This is a genomic window from Sphingobium sp. TCM1 (assembly GCF_001650725.1).
Classification (GTDB): Bacteria; Pseudomonadota; Alphaproteobacteria; order Sphingomonadales; family Sphingomonadaceae; genus Sphingobium.
This window is the reverse complement of the sequence record NZ_LXVX01000039.1, coordinates 249,535-265,172: the sequence shown is the minus strand read 5'-3', so window position 1 is coordinate 265,172 and position 15,638 is coordinate 249,535. Positions and strand designations below refer to the sequence as shown.

The window sequence follows — 15,638 nt, the reverse complement described above, 5'->3', positions numbered from 1 at the left end:
CATGGGACCGAGGAGTATCAGGGTATGACCGCCGTCACCGCCATTCCGCAGGGCATTGACCTGCGCGCGGAAATCGATCGCCTGCGCAAGGAGCGCAACGCCGTCATCCTGGGCCATTATTACCAGACGCCCGAAATCCAGGACTTGTCGGACTTTGTCGGCGACTCCCTTGAACTGTCGCGCAAGGCGGCGGAGACGGACGCGGACGTCATCGCCTTTTGCGGCGTGCGCTTCATGGCGGAAACGGCCAAGATCCTCTCCCCCGAAAAGATCGTCGTGCTGCCGGACATGGACGCCGGCTGCTCGCTGGAGGACAGCTGCCCGCCCGCCCAGTTCAAGGCGTTCCGCGAGGCGCATCCCGATCATATCGCGCTCAGCTACATCAACTGTTCGGCCGAGGTGAAGGCGCTCAGCGACATCATCGTCACCTCCTCGTCGGCGGAAAAGATACTGGCGCAGATCCCGAAGGATCAGAAGATCATCTTCGGCCCCGACAAGCATCTGGGCGGCTACCTCAAGCGCAAGCTGGGTCGCGACATGCTGCTCTGGCCGGGGGTCTGCATCGTGCACGAGGCGTTCAGCGAAACCGAACTGCTCAAGCTCAAGGCCCAGCACCCGGACGCGCCGATCGCCGCGCACCCGGAATGCCCGCCCTATATCGTCGATCATGCCGATTATGTCGGATCGACCAGTGGCATACTGGATTTCGCCAAGACCATGCCCGGCGACACGCTGATCGTCGCGACCGAACCGCATATCATCCACCAGATGCAGAAGGCGGTTCCGCACAAGAATTTCATCGGCGCGCCCGGCGCCGACGGCAACTGCAACTGCAACATCTGCCCCTATATGGCGCTTAACACGATGGAGAAGCTGTATCTCGCCCTGCGCGACCTCCAGCCGCGCATCGAAATGGACGAGACGCTGCGGCTGCAGGCGAAGAAGAGCCTCGACCGGATGCTGGAAATGGCCAGCGGCACGGTGGGTCAGGGCGATCTGGGCGCGCGCTGAGGCGAATCAGCTGCGATAGGTGAGCCGCTTTTCGCTGAGCATCGGCTGGTGCCATAATGTCTGGCAGGGAAAGGCGGCGAAGGCCGGATCTCGCGTCAGCAAGGTCAGGCCTTCCAGTTCCGCCTGCGCCGCCAGCATCCGATCGAACGGGTCGCGATGCGGCGCGTCATAGGCGCCGGCGCGCAGGCCGTGCGCCATGGTCAGGTTCAACGGCTTGAAATCCGCATCCAGGACCGCCGCCTCATAGCGATCCAGATAGGGCAGGAGTTGCGGCAATTTGCCCAGGCGCGCCTTGGTCGCGATTTCCCAAGCATTGACGCTGCTGACGAAAATCCGGTCGGCCCCGCTTTCGATCATCTGATCGATCGTGTCGGGCAAAAGGCTGCGATCGGTCCACCACCAGATCAACACATGGGTATCCAGCAACAGTCTCAATCGCCATGCCCCTCCCACAGGCGCAATTCTTCTTCGGGCAAGGGATCGAAAATCTCGTCGCCGACCGTGAAGAGGCCAGCAAACTGGCCGCCCCGACGTTTCGGACGCACCTGCACTGCATCGATCGGAACCAATTTCGCATAAGGCTTGCCGGCCTTGGCAAGGATGATTTCCTCGCCGGCATGAGCGCGGTCCAAGAGTTTGGAAAAGTGCGTCTTGGCTTCGTGAACATTGACGGTGGCAGTCATGAGCTCAATATGGACTTAGTCCATGGACTAAGTCAAGTCGGGAAACGGGTTGCGGCGCGCGGTGCGTCACGGCTAGAGAGGGCGCCATGACCTTCTCCCTCCCCGGTTTCGATCTCGATGCCTTCATCGCTGCCACCCTGGCCGAGGATCTTGGCCCGGATGGCTGCGACGTCACGAGCGAGGCGGTGATCCCCGCGGACGCTGTCTTCGAAGGCGTGATGGACAGCCGTGACGCGGTGACGCTGGCGGGGCTGCCGCTCGCCATAGCCTTCTTCCGCGCGCTCGACCCGGACGTGACGATCGAGCCGTTGCATCAGGATGGCGATCGCGTCGCAGCCGGCACCGACATATTGCGCATCCGGGGCAAGGCGCGGGCAATGCTGACGGCGGAGCGATCGGCGCTCAACACCGTCCAGCACCTGACCGGCATTGCCACCATGACCCGCGCCTATGTCGATGCGATTGCGGGCACGGGCGCGACCCTGCTCGACACGCGCAAGACGATTCCGGGCCTGCGCGTCCTGGAAAAATATGCCACCCGCATGGGCGGGGCGACCAACCATCGCATGGGTCTGTGGGACGCGGCGATGATCAAGGACAATCATGTCGGGGTCGCCGGATCGGTCGAGGAAGCGGTGCGCCGCGCAGTGGCCGCAGGGGTCGATCGGATCATCGTCGAGGTCGACCGGGTCGACCAGATCGAGCCGGCGCTGGTGGCAGGCGCGACGCATCTGCTGCTCGACAATATGGACGCTTCCACCCTGCGCGGCGCGGTGGCCCTGGTCGCGGGGCGCGTGCCGACCGAGGCATCGGGCGGCGTGACGCTGGAGACCATACGCGCCAGGGCCGATACGGGCGTCACCTATATCAGCGTCGGCCGCCTGACCCAGTCGGCTCCGGCTGCCGACATCGGCCTCGATTTCGCCTGTGCTTAAAATGCTACTGCCCCTGATCGCGCTTGCCATGCCGGGCGTCGCCATGGCGCAGGCCGGCCAATGCCGCCTGCCTGCGGTGATCGCCCGACCGCATGTCGAAGGGCCAAGCGACAGCGAACCGAAGCGCGTCCTGCCGATCGGCTATTATACGCTGGCGGTCAGCTGGACCCCGCAATATTGCAAGACGTCGCGCGGCGGCGCGCGCGATGCGTTTCAGTGCCGGTCGGACAACAAATTCGCCTTCACGCTGCATGGCCTCTGGCCCGACGGCTATGACCGGGAATGGCCGCAATATTGCAAGTCCGCTGGCCCCCTGCCGCGCAAGGTGATCCGAGACCATCTCTGCGCTACGCCCTCGGTGCAGCTGATCCAGCATGAATGGGTCAAGCACGGCACCTGTATGCCGACGACCCCGACCAAATTTTTCGCCCTGTCGCGCAAACTCTACGCCGCCCTGCGCTATCCCGACATGGCGGCGCTAGCCGCGCGAACCATCCTGTCTGCGCGCGATTTCGCCAAAGCCTTTGCCGCGGCGAATGCAGGCATGGTCGAGGACGGCATCCGTCTGAACGTTACACGCGACGGAAGCTTGAGCGAAGTGTGGATCTGCATGGACCGCCAGTATCGCTACATCGCCTGCCCGCCGCAGCAGGGCGGGGTCAAGGACCGGGCGCAATTGCGGATCGAACCGTTCCGCTGACCGTCACCCGTCGATCGTCACCGTAGAGGGGTGGTGGCGGTCGAGATGCTTGCGGATGATGCGCAGATTCTTGCTGTTGGACTTGTAGAGAAAGTCGAACAGGTCGCCCGCGAAGGGGATCGCGCCGATCAGCGTATCGACGCCGACATTGGCGGCCATGCGGGTGATCTGCCATTTCGACATGCCCAGATTGCGTGCTTCCCACACGATCCACGCACCCATGGCCGCCGTCGCGATGTCGCCGACCACCGGGATCAGGCCGATCAGGCTGTCGAGCCCCACGCGCCGGGTGGTGCCGGGAATGACGAACAGCCCCTCCAGCATCGCCTCCATCGCCTCGATCCGGCGGCGCACCGAGGCCGGATCGCGGCCAAAGCCCGGCAAGTCCCGAACCATGCGGTCGAACTGATCCTGCGAAAGCGCCATTATCCTGTCTCCTTGCCACCTAATTGGGGCGGCGGAAGAGATGGTTCAATGGGTGGCGCGCGCGGGGCGAGGGCATGAAGCCGGTCAGCCGCCTGGACACCAGCGACCAGCGGACGGGCGCGCCCAGCGCGATATAACCGTTATGCGCCTGCATCAGCGCTTCGGCCTCGGCGATCCGCGCGCTGCGCTCCGCAGCCGTACTGGCGAGGCTGGCGGCCTGCAACTGGGCGTCGGCGGCGTCGCTGCAATGCACCTTTCGCGCGCAGCCGACCCGGCCCAGATACCAGAGTGCGCTGTCATAGGGTGCGACCTCGTCGATCAGGCGCAGGTCCGCAGGCGCCCCCGTATCGACCCGGCGCGCGTCGAGGCCGATGGCGGCCAGGTCGCGGCGCAGAAGGCCGAACAGCAGGGTCGCGCCCGGTCCGGTGGGCAGTGCGATACGCAGCGTCGGCGGTGCGCCATTGTCCGCGCGCCAGCGCGTGATGGTCGCGCTCGCCTGCGCGCGGCGATCCTCCATTGCCATTCCCGCCCAGGCCGGCGGGGTGGGATTGCGGCCCAGGTCCAGCGCAGACGGCACGATCTGTTCGGTCGTGGCCCATCCGCCCAGCGGGAAGACGGCCGGAAGCTGGCTGCGATCGATCGCCATGTTGATCGCTGCGCGGACATTGTCGTCGTCCAGCAGCTTGCCTTCGCCCACCATGGTGAGGCCCAGCAATCCCTGCACCGGGTCGGCGCGCACCGCATCCCGATCAATCCCGGCGGGCAGCAGCAGGGGCAGGTCCGAAAAGCGACCGCCCAGCACCAGCGCCGCCTGCCTTTCCCGGAAACGGATGATGGCGAGTGCCGCGCCTTCGCTGCGCAACACGCGCAGTTGCGACGGGGGAACCGGACCTTCGGCCGATTTGTCATCGCCGGTCGATCGGTCGATCGGCGTCAGCAGCAAGGCCTTGCCCTGTGCCGCGCGGCGATAGGGACCGGTGCCGCCCTCGCGCGAAAGCACGCCCATTTGCGGCTGGGCCAGCATCTGGAGCATGAAGGGGCGGGCTGCGGCCATGCGGATTTCGATCACCTCGCCGGTCATGGGCACCACGGTCTGCACCGCGTCGAGCGGCCCGTCCGGATCGAAGCGGCGCAACGAGACGATACGCGCCATCACTATGCGCGCGACATCGGGCGCGGTTACGCGGGTGCCGTCCGCCCAGAAGGCGCGGCGCAGGCGGAAGATATAGCTGCGCCCGTCATCCTCGACGATCCATCGCTGCGCCAGTCCTGGCAGGATGTTGCCCGCGGCATCGAAGCCGACCAGCCCCTGCGCCGTGCTTTCCAGCATCAGCTTGGCGGCGGGGTTGGGGAGATTCTGGAGCGGCTTCGCGAAATCGTCGCGGTCGCCCACTATGCTGACCACCACCGGCCCGCTGCCTTCGCCCGAACAGCCGGCGAGCGCGGCGCCGATGGCGACGCTTGCTGTCAGCAGGCCGCGCCGGCCATGGCCGAGAAGGAGGGAGAGGACGCCCATGTCGGTCCCAGGATTAGCCGTTCATCGCCGTGCCGCCAACCGGGATCAGTTCAGAGCATATGTCATAAAAATGCCATCATACCTACGCCTGTTTGTAACAGAAAATTCATACGGGCGTCGCCAGACATGGAAGGGAAACAGATGACGCCCCGAATTCGACTGGCTGCCGGTACCGCGCTGGCGCTGCTGATGACGCCGGTGCCGGTCGCCGCCCAGGCGATCAGCGCCGCAGAGGCCGATGCGCTGCGGGCGCAGATCGCCGCGCTGAAGGCGCAGGTCGACCGGCTGGAGGCGCGACTGGACAGCGCACCCGCCGCGCCGCAGGCTGCCGCCGTCGCCCCGACGACGTCGCCGGTGCCCGCTCCGCCGGTCCAGGTGGCGCAGGCCAAGCCTGCCGGCGATACGGCGGTCAGTTGGAAGGGCGGACCCGTCTTCAGCAAGGGCGCGGCCAGCTTCCACGTCAAGGGACGCATCCAATATGATGCCGGGCTGCTGATGACCCCGGATAGCGTCAATGACCGGGCCAAGGGATATTCCAACGAACTGCGCCGGTTGCGACTGGGCGGTGAAGGGCAATTGGGCGGCGGCTTCGGCTATAAGCTGGAACTGGAGCTGTCCGACAACAGCGTCGACCTGGTCGACACCTTCATCACCTATGAAAAGGGGCCGTGGCTCGTCACCCTGGGCAATCACAACGCCTTCCAGTCGTTGGACGAACTCATCAGCGACACCGGCGGCGCGGTGATGGAGCGCGCGGCCTTCACCGATGCGTTCGGCTTCGAGCGGCGGCTGGGCCTGTCGGCGCAATATCGCTCCGGCATCCTGCTGGCGCAGGCGGGCATCTTTTCCGACAGCGCCGATTCGCTGACCAATGATTCGGATGGCGCCGATGGCGGCGACGAAAACAACAGCTACGGCGTCGACGGCCGCGTCGTGCTGGCGCCGAAGCTGGGCAAGACCCAGCTGCATTTCGGCCTGTCGGGCCATTGGCGCGATTTCCAGCGGTTGAGCGAAAATCCGCAGCGTTACCGCCAGCGCGCCTATCTCCACTCCGCCAACAGCCGCTTCCTCGCGACGCCCAACATTCCGGCCGATGGCGAGAGCCATTATGGGCTGGAGTTCGCTGGCGAGCGCGGGCCGCTCTGGTGGGCGGGCGAGGCGCACTGGCTGCGCGTGTCGCGGCCGGGCCTTGCCGATCCGACCTTCTTCGGCGGCTATGGCGAGGTGGGCTATGTCCTGACCGGCGAAAGCCGCGGATACAAGAATGGCATCTTCGGCATCGTCAAGCCCGACAGCCCGGTCGGCAGCGGTGGCTGGGGCGCGTTGCAGGCGACGCTGCGCTACGATTATCTCAGCCTCAATGACAAGGATATCGTCGGCGGTACCCAGAATGGCGTGATCGCGGCGCTGGTCTGGACCCCGGTCGAATTTCTGCGCTTCAACGTCAATTACGCCCATCTGCAATATACCGACGCGGCGATCCGTGCGGGCAGCCGGCGCGACTATGGCGTCGACGTGATCGGATGGCGCGCGGAACTGGATTTCTGACCCACGGCCATCGGCATCCGGCGCGGCGCTGAGTCGGCCCGGATGCCGACCCCGGTCATCGCGCCGGCAAGGGAGATGCGGGTCCGCTTCAATCACTAAGCCTTGGAATTTCACGCGCTCGCCCTACATCGGGATCAGTTTTTGCGATTGATTCTCAATTGGGAGTGTTGAATGTCCGCGACCCGCAGCGAAACCGACAGCATCGGCGCGATCGATGTCCCCGCCGACGCCTATTGGGGCGCACAGACGCAGCGCAGCATCGAGAATTTCCCCTTCGGCGCGACCGAGCGGATGCCGATCGGCATCGTCCATGGCCTCGCCATCGTGAAGCAGGCGGCGGCGCGGGTGAACCGCCGGCATGGGCTGGACGGGGCGCTGGCCGACGCGATCGAGGCCGCCGCCGCCGAAGTGATCGAGGGCAGGCATGACGACCAGTTTCCGCTGGTCATCTGGCAGACCGGCAGCGGCACCCAGTCCAACATGAACGTCAACGAAGTGATCGCCGGTCGCGCCAACGAGATGCTGACCGGCCAACGCGGCGGGAAATCGCCCGTTCATCCCAACGATCATGTCAATATGAGCCAGTCGTCCAACGACAGCTTCCCCACCGCCATGCACATTGCCGCCGCGCTCGCCGCGACCCACCGGCTGCTCCCCGCACTGGAACGGCTGGAACGCGCCATGCTGGAGAAGGCGACGGCCTGGGCGCAGATCGTCAAGATCGGCCGCACCCATTTGCAGGATGCGACGCCGCTGACGCTGGGCCAGGAATTTTCCGGCTATTACGCGCAGTTGCGTCTGGCCCGCATCCGCACCATGCCGCTGGTCGAACATGGCCTGTCGCGGTTGGCGCAGGGCGGCACGGCGGTTGGGACCGGGCTGAACACGCCTCCGGGCTTCGCCCAGGATGTGGCTGACGAGATAGCGGCCATCACGGGCTTCCCCTTCGAAACCGCCCCCAACAAGTTCGAGGCGCTGGCCAGCCATGACACGCTGGTCGATTTCTCCGGCCGGCTGAACATGATCGCCGTCGCCCTGACCAAGATCGCCAACGACATCCGCCTGCTGGGGTCGGGGCCGCGGTCGGGCCTGGGCGAGCTGGACCTGCCAGCCAATGAACCGGGCAGTTCGATCATGCCGGGCAAGGTCAACCCGACCCAGTGCGAAATGCTGACCATGGTCGCCGCGCAGGTGATCGGCAATCACCAGGCCGTCACCGTGGGCGGGATGCAGGGTCATATGGAGTTGAATGTGTTCAAGCCAGTGATCGGTGCGGCCGTGCTGCGCTCCATCCATCTGCTGTCGGTGGGCATGGAGAGCTTCGCCGAGCGCTGCGTGGAGGGGCTGGAGGCCAACGAGGCCCGCATCGCCGAACTGGTCGATCGGTCGCTGATGCTGGTGACGGCGCTGGCGCCCGAAATCGGCTATGACAATGCCGCTGCCATCGCCAAGCACGCCCATAAGAAGGGGCTGACGCTCAAACAGGCGGGGCTTGAACTGGGGCTGGTCGACGAGCCGACCTTCGACCGGCTCGTGCGGCCCGAAAATATGGTCTGATCCAGATCAACTGGCGGAACCGGGCGCGCTCCGGTACATTGACCGCCTATGAAGAAGAAAGGCATCATCCCCGCCGCACCGCTGGTGACGATCCGTCCGCCCAGGAAGGCGGGACTGCTGCGCAAGGCGGCGCGCGTTGGCGCCACCGTGGTCGCGGCGCGCGTCGCGGCGGCGACCGGCAAGAAGGGCGTCATCGGCCTCATTGCCGGTGCGGGCGCCAAACGCATCATCATGCGCTATCCAGCCGGCGCGCTTTTCGTGACCGGCGCTTACATGGCTGGCAAGCTCTATGAGGCGAAGCGCGAGGCGGACCGGAAGAAGACGCAGAAGCTGCTGCCAGACAAGAGCGGCGATCCCATTCCGATCGACCATGCGCGCAAGGCGCGCCAAGGCTAAAGCGCGGCCTGCCATTCCCGGACCGCGTCGACCGGGAAGGTCAGCATCAGGACATTGAGCGTCAGATTGTCGCGTATCACCGCCAGCGCGAGCAGTTCGAGCGCGATGCCGAGCCCGATGGTCATACGGACCGGTGCGCGGGCGGCGAACAGGAAGCCGATCGCCATCATGCCGATATCGCTCATCGAATTGAGGATCGAATCTCCGGAATAGCCGAGCGCGATGGTCGCCGTGCGATAGCGGTCGATTATCAGGGGTGAGTTTTCGAGGATTTCCCAGGCCGATTCGACCGCCACCGCTACTGCCAGCCGGGCGCCCTGCGGGCGACGCGGTAACAGCCACCGAGTGCCCGCGTAGAAGAGGAAGCCGTGGATCACATGGCTCAGGCTGTACCAGTCGGCGATATGCTGGCTGTTGCCGCTGTCGAGCGCGCCATGCCAGAGTTCCACCCGGCCGCAGGTGCAGATCGGGGGACGGTTCATGAGGAATAGGATCGCGCAGGCCGCCGCCGCAATCAGCGCGGCGAGGATAAAGCCGCGCCGATTCATCCTTTTACGCGTGCGCCACATGGCTCCTGTTCCCACCCCCTTGCAAAAACGCGTCTCTGGCGTCACTAGCGGCCATGGCTGACAGCATCCAGACCGAAACCCCCGATTTCAAGCGCCGGGGTGTCCTCTTCGTCCTTTCTTCGCCTTCGGGCGCGGGCAAGTCCACCATCGCGCGCAAGCTGCTCGCTGCAGAGCCGGATCTGTCCATGTCGGTGTCGGCGACGACTCGGCCGATGCGGCCGGGCGAGGTTGACGGCAAGGATTATCATTTCGTCGACCTGGAGGAATTTCGCCGGATGACGGCGGACCATGAATTCCTCGAATGGGCCCATGTCTTCGGCCAGCGCTACGGCACGCCCCGCGCGCCGGTGGAAGCCATGCTGAAATCGGGCAAGGACGTGCTGTTCGACATCGACTGGCAGGGCGCGCAGCAGTTGCACCAGATCGCCGGTGGCGACGTGGTCCGGATCTTCATCCTGCCGCCCTCGATGGAGGAACTGGAGCGCCGCCTGCGCGGCCGCGCCACCGACAGTGACGAGGTGATCGACGGTCGCATGGCACGCGCGGCGGGCGAAATCGCCCACTGGGACGGCTATGATTATGTGCTCTGCAATGTCGATGCGGAGGATTGCTTCCAGCGGGTGCAGACCATCCTGCATGCCGAGAGGATGAAGCGCAGCCGCCAGACCGGCCTGATCGGCTTCATCCGCAAGCTCAGCCGCTACCACCAGGAAGATTGAGCGCGGGACGCTCTTTCTCTCGGACTATCGCTCGAACCCCGCCGGGTCAGCCCAGTCCGGGTGCGTCCAGGCCATCGCCTTGAACAGCGTGCCCATCGCTTCCCCATCGGTCAGCCGGGCGCGGGCCGCCTCTACCTCCGCCGCCCGCGCGGGCGCGGTGCGGGCCAGTTGCTCGGCGCGGGCGTCGATGCCGAGCTGGCGCAGGAAGTCGCCCTGGCCGACCGGACCATGGACCCGCAGCCCGGCCTGCCGCGCCATATTGCCAAGCATGGTGAAATCGACATGGGTGGTAAGGTCCGCCTCGCCCGGATCAGCGAAGGGATCGGCGAAGCGGTGCGCCTTCACCGCCTGCAACGTGTCGCCCAGCGCCGGCCCTTCATAGCCATAGTCGATCAGGATCGCCGCGCCGCCCTGCCGCGCGATGCGATGGGCCAGGGCATAGGCGATTTCCGCCCCGACGATCGGGGACTCGATGATCGCGCCCTCCGGCGCTTCGGCTGCCATTGGCGGCAGGCCCGATTCGATGCGGCGATAGCCCGCGACCGGAATGAAGCGCCCTTCTTCCTCACGCGCGATGACGACCCGCTCGCGCCATTCCTCCCCGACGCGGATACACTGGCGCACGGGCAGGGCATCGAAAAACTCGTTGGCCACGACCAGCAGCGGTCCCTGATCGGGCAAAGTGTCGATGCGGTCGTGATGGACGACTTGGGGGAGCAACGCGCGCTGCCGGTCGCGCAGGGTGGGGCTGGTTTCGACCAGATGGACCTTGGGCGCGATCGCCGCGCGCTCCATCGCCCGCAGCGCATCCGATGCCAGCGTGCCGCGCCCCGGCCCCAGCTCGACATAGGCCGCGTCCGGCCGCCGGCCCGACCGCATCCAGACATCGGTCAGGGCGAGGCCGACCAGTTCGCCGAACATCTGGCTGATTTCCGGCGCGGTGGTGAAGTCGCCGCCTGCGCCCAGCGGATCGCGGGTCGCATAATAATGCTGGTTGGCCTCGCCGATATAATGGGCGATCGAGATGGGTCCGCCCGAGGCGATCTGCCGCGCCAGCCGCTCGGCCAGCGACAGGGGTTCAGGCGACACTCTCGGTTCCCGCGATCGGCTCGACCCGCAGGCGGCGACCCTTGGCGGTGACGATCAGGTAAAGGCCGCCCAGGATCATGGGAATGCACAGCCACTGGCCCATGTGCAGGCCGGTGCGGGCGGCAAATTCCATCAGCTGGGCATCGGCTTCGCGGACATATTCGATCGCGAAGCGGAAGCAGCCATAGCCGAACACGAAGATGCCGACCAGCATACCCGGCTTGTAGCGGGCGCGGGTCTTCCAGAAGGCGAAGGCGAGGATCAGGAACAGGACCAGGCCTTCCAGCACGGCTTCATAGAGCTGGCTTGGATGGCGGGGGAAGGGGCCGCCGGTGGGGAAGATGATCGCCCAGGGCACGTCCGTCTCCTTGCCCCACAGTTCGCCGTTCACGAAATTGGCGAGGCGGCCGAAGAACAGGCCGAAGGGCACGCAGCAGGCGACATAGTCGTGGATGCGCAGCCAGCTCAGCTTTTCCTTCCACGCCATGTAGAGGATGCCGAGCGAAACGCCGATCGCCCCGCCATGGAAGGACATGCCGCCATTCCACAGTTTGAAGATATCCAGCGGATTGCGCAGGATTTCGGGCTGGTAGAAGATCACATAGGCCAGCCGCCCGCCGATGATGATGCCCAGCGTCGCGTAGAAGATCATGTCGTCGGCATGACGGCGCGCCATCGGCGATCCGGGCTGGGCGACCAGTTTCAGCAGATACCAGTAGCCGATCAATATGCCCGCCAGATAGGCGAGGCTGTACCATTTCAGCGTGAAGAAGCCGAGGTCGAGGGCGACGGGGTCCAGCCCCAGATCTTCAAAGCGGATCGCGCTCGAAGCGGCGGCGGCAAGGTCCAGGATCAAATCGGCTTCCCTCTGGTTGGACAGGGTTGACCCCATAGAGCATGGGATTGCCAAGACCAAGGGGGTGTGAAGGGCGGAGCGCCGGGATGCGCCCCGCCCTTCTTCTCGTCATCGGGGCAGGCCGAGCGCCTTCACGATGTCGTCCCAGGCCACCAGCTTGAAATTCTGCGCCGCCGCGGCGTTGTGGCCGTCCTGCGCGATGAAGAGGCCGCCGGGATAGGCGGGGCCGAAATCGCCCAGCATCAGTTCGATTCCATCGGTTTCCTCCGACCCGCCGATGCTGCCATCGACGACGCGGAAGCGGCCGACATAGCTATCGTCGGACAGGCGATAGAGGACATAGGCATTGTCGCCCTGGCTGGAGACGAGGACATAGCCGTCCTTCTCGCCGATGGGCGCAATGGCGACGCCTTCGGCATCCATCACCAGATTCTTGCCGTCCGCCGCCGCGATCTTCTTGGGTGTGGTGGCGCCGGTCGCGCGCGCGTCGAACCGCCAAAGCCCGACATCCTCCTCCGCGACATAGAGCGTGCCGGTGCGGTCGTCGACGGCGCAGCCTTCCGACTGGGTGCCCAGCTTCATGCTGCGGACGACCCTGCCGGTCGGCGTCGCGCCGGTCGCGTCGAGCGCGATCTGGTTGATCGTCCCGTCCTTCAGCACGATGAACGCCGACAGGCCGCTCGCGTCGCGACCGAGGCATATGCCATAGGCTTCGCCCTTGCCCCCGTCGATCTTGCCGATGGCGGTCAGCTTCGCCGTCGCGGGATCGAGCCGGAACAGAGCGACCTTCGCGTTGGCGATGTCGTTGCGGTCGCTGGCGGCGACCAGGATGCCGGGCGCGCCGTTGATGACCACGCCATCCTTCAGGTCGACATTGTTGACCCGACCCGCATCCAGAAAGTCCCGGTTCCTGCCGTCCAGGCCATAGACATGAAGGCCCGCCTTCTTGTCGGTGCCCACGATCAGGCTCTGCGCCGGATCGGCGGCGTTGCGCCAGATCGCCGGATCGTCGGCGGCGTCGGCATTGGGGGTGCCGACCGGCGTGGTCTCACCGCGCGCGGTGACGGAGACGGCGGGGGTGGCGTTGGCGATGCGGACCGCGACCGGAATTTCCTTTTCGCCAGTGGCGCAGCCAGCAAGTGTCACAAAAGTGAAACAGGAAATCATTGAAATGTAATATTTCTTTCGCGATCCGGTCATGAATAACTCCTAGCGGCGCATGGCGACGGGCCGAATACAAGAAATGGTCCGAAGGTCAATTTTTCTCTTCTAGGATTGGGGGCATATATGGTCGCGAATAAGTGGCTGATGCTTGGTTGCGCCTCGCTGGCGCTGATTTCTTCTCCTGCTCTTGCCCAGGCGCCCGCCGCCAATGATGAGGTCGCCCGGACCGACGGCCCGATCACCCAGGCGGCTGACATCGTCGTCATCGCCGGCATCGGCTATCGCGACCGCACCGACACGCCCGAACCGGTGCTGAAATATGGCACCGAATATTTCCAGCGCTTCGAGCCGCTGACTGCCGGCGACGCGCTCAAGCGCGTGCCGTCCGTCACCTTCCTGTCGGATGTGCTCGAAAGCGACGCGCCGCAGATGCGCGGCCTGCCGCCGGGCTATACCCAGATCCTCATCAATGGCGAGCGCGTGCCGGGCTCCTCGGCCGACCGCAGCTTCTTCATGGACCGCATCCCGGCCGAATTGATCGACAGCGTCGAGATCGTCCGCTCCTCCTCCGCCCGCCGCACCGGCGACGCGATCGCGGGCACGCTCAACATCAACCTGCGCGACGGCTATGAGCTGAACGGCGGCTATGTCCGCGCCGGCGGCCTGCTCTATGACGACAATGAACTGGAACCGAGCCTGGGCTTCGTCTGGGGCGGCGCAGTCGGTCCGGGCCGCCTGCTGCTGGGCGGCAACCTTCAGGGCCGTCACAATCCCAAGCAGAAGAAGAGCCTGCGCTACGGCGATTCGCCTGAAAACAACGCGGATTACGCCACCGACGATTTCGACAATCGCGAGGACCAGCGCGACACCCGCGACGGCAAGGATTACAGCTTCAACGGCAGCTACGAGATCGACGCGGGCGACACCAATTTCAAGCTCAACGGCTTCTATGTGAAGACCGACCGGACGGAGAATGAGCGCAGCTTCGAATATGACGACGCGACCGCCGTCACCGGCCCGGTTCCTGACGGCAACCTGCTGAGCGACAATGCCAATGTGGCGAAGATCGACCAGGAGAATTTCTCGATCGACGGCAAGCTCACCCAGGACTGGGCGGCGGGCAAGACCTCGCTGCGCGTGGGTTACGCCAAGTTCGTCGAGGACCGGACCGAGACCGAATATGAGATCGGCTTCGATGTGGACGACGGCGACGACCCGGAATTCGAAGGCGCGCTGACGCAGACCGACATCAAGGACCAGGAATTTTCGGTCAAGCTGGAGCATGAGGTGCCGCTCGGCGAGACGATGAAGTTCGTCTTCGGCGGCTTCTACCAGGACAAGACCCGCCGCACCGGCATTTTCGAGGCGGAGCAGGAAGGCACCGGCAGCTTCGACTGGGATCAGTTCAGCCAGAACCCGACCGACCTTGCCGGCGATTTCGAGGATCTGGAAGCGACCGATGGCGGCGACAGCCGCATCAGGGAAAAGCGTCGCGACGCCTTCGCTCTGGTCGAGGGCGACACGGGTAGCTTCAAGTGGGAAGCAGGCCTGCGCTACGAACATACCAAGGTGCGCGTGACCGACTATACCGTCGACGACGACATCGCCAATCAGTCGAACAGCTATGGCAAGTTCCTGCCGTCGGCGTCCTTCAAACTGTCGCTGACGGACAAGGACCGCATCATCGGTTCGGTCGCCCGCACGCTGCGTCGCCCGCAATTCGATTATATCCTCCCTGCGACGCTGGAAGAGGAAGTCGGCGACAGCGACCTGCTCGGCAATCCGCAGCTCGACCCGGAAAGCGCCTGGGGCTTCGACATCGGCTATGAGCATCGCATGGGGAGCCGCGGCATCGTCGGCGTCAACTTCTTCTACCGCGACGTCACGGATCTGATCGAGCTGACCAACACCGGCGAGGAAGGGTCCGAAGGCGCGGGCACCTTCATCTACACGCCGATGAATGTCGGCGATGGCAAGGTCTATGGCATCGAATTCGACCTGTCGACCGACCTCGGCTTCATCGGCCTGCCCAATACCGGCCTGTTCGGCAACGCATCCTGGCTGGACAGCGAGATCACCGATGAACTGGGCAAGCGCCGGTTCAACAACCAGTCGAAATATGTCTATAATTTCGGCTTCATCCAGGACTTCCCGACCTTCGGTGCTGCGTTCGGCGCCACCTATCGCAAGCAGGGCGCGGCCTATAGCCGGGTGATCTCGGAAGAAGTCACCACCACCTATGGCGCGGAACTGGAAGTCTTCGTCGAAAAGCGCTTCGGCAAGAAATTCACCATCCGCGCCGTCGGATCGAACCTGCTGAACGGCGCCAAGCGCGAGACGTTCAACAAGTTCGACAATCTGGCCGACCAGCTGGACCGCGACTTCGACGAATATGAGCTGGAAAGCGAAAAGGCCGGACCGGTATTCCAGATCATGGCGCGCATGGCCTTCTGACCTCAGCGCAATATC

At 65.0% G+C, this 15,638-nt stretch carries 16 protein-coding genes; 8 read left to right on the top strand and 8 right to left on the bottom strand.

All coding sequences use genetic code 11. The annotated features are described in order from the left end of the window. Positions 1 to 24: 24 nt before the first annotated feature. Entirely contained in the window at positions 25 to 1,011 is a 987-nt protein-coding gene (gene nadA / locus A7Q26_RS21875) for a quinolinate synthase NadA (protein WP_066864469.1), read from the top strand. 6 nt (positions 1,012 to 1,017) lie between these two features. Here the strand turns inward: nadA and A7Q26_RS21870 are convergent, their stop codons facing one another. Next, a complete protein-coding gene (locus tag A7Q26_RS21870) occupies positions 1,018 to 1,446 on the bottom strand; it encodes a type II toxin-antitoxin system VapC family toxin (protein WP_066864466.1) in 429 nt (142 codons plus the stop codon). Then, positions 1,443 to 1,694 (bottom strand): type II toxin-antitoxin system Phd/YefM family antitoxin, encoded by a 252-nt coding sequence (locus tag A7Q26_RS21865; RefSeq protein ID WP_066864463.1) that lies wholly within the window; start codon positions 1,692 to 1,694, stop codon positions 1,443 to 1,445. Before A7Q26_RS21865 ends, A7Q26_RS21870 begins: the two co-directional genes overlap by 4 nt. A gap of 86 nt (positions 1,695 to 1,780) precedes the next feature. On the opposite strand from A7Q26_RS21865, the gene nadC reads away from it, so the two are divergent. Continuing rightward, entirely contained in the window at positions 1,781 to 2,629 is an 849-nt protein-coding gene (gene nadC / locus A7Q26_RS21860) for a carboxylating nicotinate-nucleotide diphosphorylase (RefSeq protein ID WP_066864460.1), read from the top strand. Next, the gene (locus A7Q26_RS21855; RefSeq protein WP_084439262.1) at positions 2,622 to 3,329 is read left to right on the top strand and encodes a ribonuclease T2 family protein; all 708 of its coding nucleotides are present in this window, start codon (positions 2,622 to 2,624) and stop codon (positions 3,327 to 3,329) included. Before nadC ends, A7Q26_RS21855 begins: the two co-directional genes overlap by 8 nt. Before the next feature lie 3 nt (positions 3,330 to 3,332). Here the strand turns inward: A7Q26_RS21855 and A7Q26_RS21850 are convergent, their stop codons facing one another. Together A7Q26_RS21850 and A7Q26_RS21845 are read right to left on the bottom strand one after the other, a co-directional pair. Next, entirely contained in the window at positions 3,333 to 3,755 is a 423-nt protein-coding gene (locus A7Q26_RS21850) for a DUF4112 domain-containing protein (RefSeq protein ID WP_066864453.1), read from the bottom strand. 19 nt (positions 3,756 to 3,774) lie between these two features. After that, positions 3,775 to 5,271 carry an ABC transporter substrate-binding protein gene (locus tag A7Q26_RS21845; RefSeq protein ID WP_084439261.1) on the bottom strand — a complete coding sequence of 499 codons (1,497 nt, stop codon included), beginning with the start codon at positions 5,269 to 5,271 and terminating at the stop codon, positions 3,775 to 3,777. 141 nt (positions 5,272 to 5,412) lie between these two features. On the opposite strand from A7Q26_RS21845, the gene A7Q26_RS21840 reads away from it, so the two are divergent. The 3 genes from A7Q26_RS21840 to A7Q26_RS21830 all read left to right on the top strand — a co-directional run bounded on the left by A7Q26_RS21840 (position 5,413) and on the right by A7Q26_RS21830 (position 8,772). After that, on the top strand, positions 5,413 to 6,819 hold the full coding sequence (locus A7Q26_RS21840) for an OprO/OprP family phosphate-selective porin (protein WP_066865263.1): 1,407 nt from the start codon (positions 5,413 to 5,415) through the stop codon (positions 6,817 to 6,819). A 171-nt stretch (positions 6,820 to 6,990) separates the two neighbouring features. Beyond that, the gene (gene fumC / locus A7Q26_RS21835) at positions 6,991 to 8,376 is read left to right on the top strand and encodes a class II fumarate hydratase (protein WP_066864451.1); all 1,386 of its coding nucleotides are present in this window, start codon (positions 6,991 to 6,993) and stop codon (positions 8,374 to 8,376) included. Between the two features lie 48 nt (positions 8,377 to 8,424). Continuing rightward, a complete protein-coding gene (locus A7Q26_RS21830; RefSeq protein ID WP_066864449.1) occupies positions 8,425 to 8,772 on the top strand; it encodes a hypothetical protein in 348 nt (115 codons plus the stop codon). Here the strand turns inward: A7Q26_RS21830 and A7Q26_RS21825 are convergent. Then, complete coding sequence (locus tag A7Q26_RS21825; protein WP_198163018.1) at positions 8,769 to 9,320, bottom strand: DUF2585 domain-containing protein; 552 nt, start codon at positions 9,318 to 9,320, stop codon at positions 8,769 to 8,771. The two genes, A7Q26_RS21830 and A7Q26_RS21825, sit on opposite strands and share 4 nt — an antisense overlap. Positions 9,321 to 9,394: 74 nt before the next feature. Here A7Q26_RS21825 and gmk point away from each other — a divergent pair, with 74 nt between their 5' ends. Next, positions 9,395 to 10,060, top strand: a complete 666-nt coding sequence (gene gmk, locus A7Q26_RS21820) for a guanylate kinase (protein ID WP_066864444.1) — start codon at positions 9,395 to 9,397, stop codon at positions 10,058 to 10,060. Positions 10,061 to 10,084: 24 nt separating this feature from the next. Here gmk and A7Q26_RS21815 read toward each other — a convergent pair whose 3' ends face one another. The 3 genes from A7Q26_RS21815 to A7Q26_RS21805 form a co-directional block, all read right to left on the bottom strand. After that, positions 10,085 to 11,149, bottom strand: coding sequence for a class I SAM-dependent methyltransferase (locus tag A7Q26_RS21815; RefSeq protein ID WP_066864442.1), 1,065 nt, complete (start codon positions 11,147 to 11,149; stop codon positions 10,085 to 10,087). Further along, the gene (lgt, locus tag A7Q26_RS21810) at positions 11,139 to 12,041 is read right to left on the bottom strand and encodes a prolipoprotein diacylglyceryl transferase (RefSeq protein ID WP_198163017.1); all 903 of its coding nucleotides are present in this window, start codon (positions 12,039 to 12,041) and stop codon (positions 11,139 to 11,141) included. The genes A7Q26_RS21815 and lgt overlap by 11 nt, the downstream gene beginning before the upstream one ends. Before the next feature lie 72 nt (positions 12,042 to 12,113). Next, positions 12,114 to 13,172 (bottom strand): phytase, encoded by a 1,059-nt coding sequence (locus tag A7Q26_RS21805; RefSeq protein ID WP_066864437.1) that lies wholly within the window; start codon positions 13,170 to 13,172, stop codon positions 12,114 to 12,116. 120 nt (positions 13,173 to 13,292) lie between these two features. Between A7Q26_RS21805 and A7Q26_RS21800 the strand changes: the two genes are divergently transcribed. Continuing rightward, entirely contained in the window at positions 13,293 to 15,623 is a 2,331-nt protein-coding gene (locus A7Q26_RS21800) for a TonB-dependent receptor plug domain-containing protein (RefSeq protein ID WP_066864435.1), read from the top strand. Positions 15,624 to 15,638: the final 15 nt, after the last annotated feature.

What these genes read in the sequence shown, in the direction of transcription:
- nadA (WP_066864469.1), top strand. Translation starts at nt 25, where the DNA reads ATGACCGCCGTCACCGCCATTCCGCAGGGCATTGACCTGCGCGCGGAA.
- A7Q26_RS21865 (WP_066864463.1), bottom strand. Translation starts at nt 1,694, where the DNA reads ATGACTGCCACCGTCAATGTTCACGAAGCCAAGACGCACTTTTCCAAA.
- nadC (WP_066864460.1), top strand. Translation starts at nt 1,781, where the DNA reads ATGACCTTCTCCCTCCCCGGTTTCGATCTCGATGCCTTCATCGCTGCC.
- A7Q26_RS21850 (WP_066864453.1), bottom strand. Translation starts at nt 3,755, where the DNA reads ATGGCGCTTTCGCAGGATCAGTTCGACCGCATGGTTCGGGACTTGCCG.
- A7Q26_RS21845 (WP_084439261.1), bottom strand. Translation starts at nt 5,271, where the DNA reads ATGGGCGTCCTCTCCCTCCTTCTCGGCCATGGCCGGCGCGGCCTGCTG.
- A7Q26_RS21840 (WP_066865263.1), top strand. Translation starts at nt 5,413, where the DNA reads ATGACGCCCCGAATTCGACTGGCTGCCGGTACCGCGCTGGCGCTGCTG.
- fumC (WP_066864451.1), top strand. Translation starts at nt 6,991, where the DNA reads ATGTCCGCGACCCGCAGCGAAACCGACAGCATCGGCGCGATCGATGTC.
- A7Q26_RS21830 (WP_066864449.1), top strand. Translation starts at nt 8,425, where the DNA reads ATGAAGAAGAAAGGCATCATCCCCGCCGCACCGCTGGTGACGATCCGT.
- A7Q26_RS21825 (WP_198163018.1), bottom strand. Translation starts at nt 9,320, where the DNA reads ATGAATCGGCGCGGCTTTATCCTCGCCGCGCTGATTGCGGCGGCGGCC.
- gmk (WP_066864444.1), top strand. Translation starts at nt 9,395, where the DNA reads ATGGCTGACAGCATCCAGACCGAAACCCCCGATTTCAAGCGCCGGGGT.
- lgt (WP_198163017.1), bottom strand. Translation starts at nt 12,041, where the DNA reads ATGGGGTCAACCCTGTCCAACCAGAGGGAAGCCGATTTGATCCTGGAC.
- A7Q26_RS21805 (WP_066864437.1), bottom strand. Translation starts at nt 13,172, where the DNA reads ATGATTTCCTGTTTCACTTTTGTGACACTTGCTGGCTGCGCCACTGGC.
- A7Q26_RS21800 (WP_066864435.1), top strand. Translation starts at nt 13,293, where the DNA reads ATGGTCGCGAATAAGTGGCTGATGCTTGGTTGCGCCTCGCTGGCGCTG.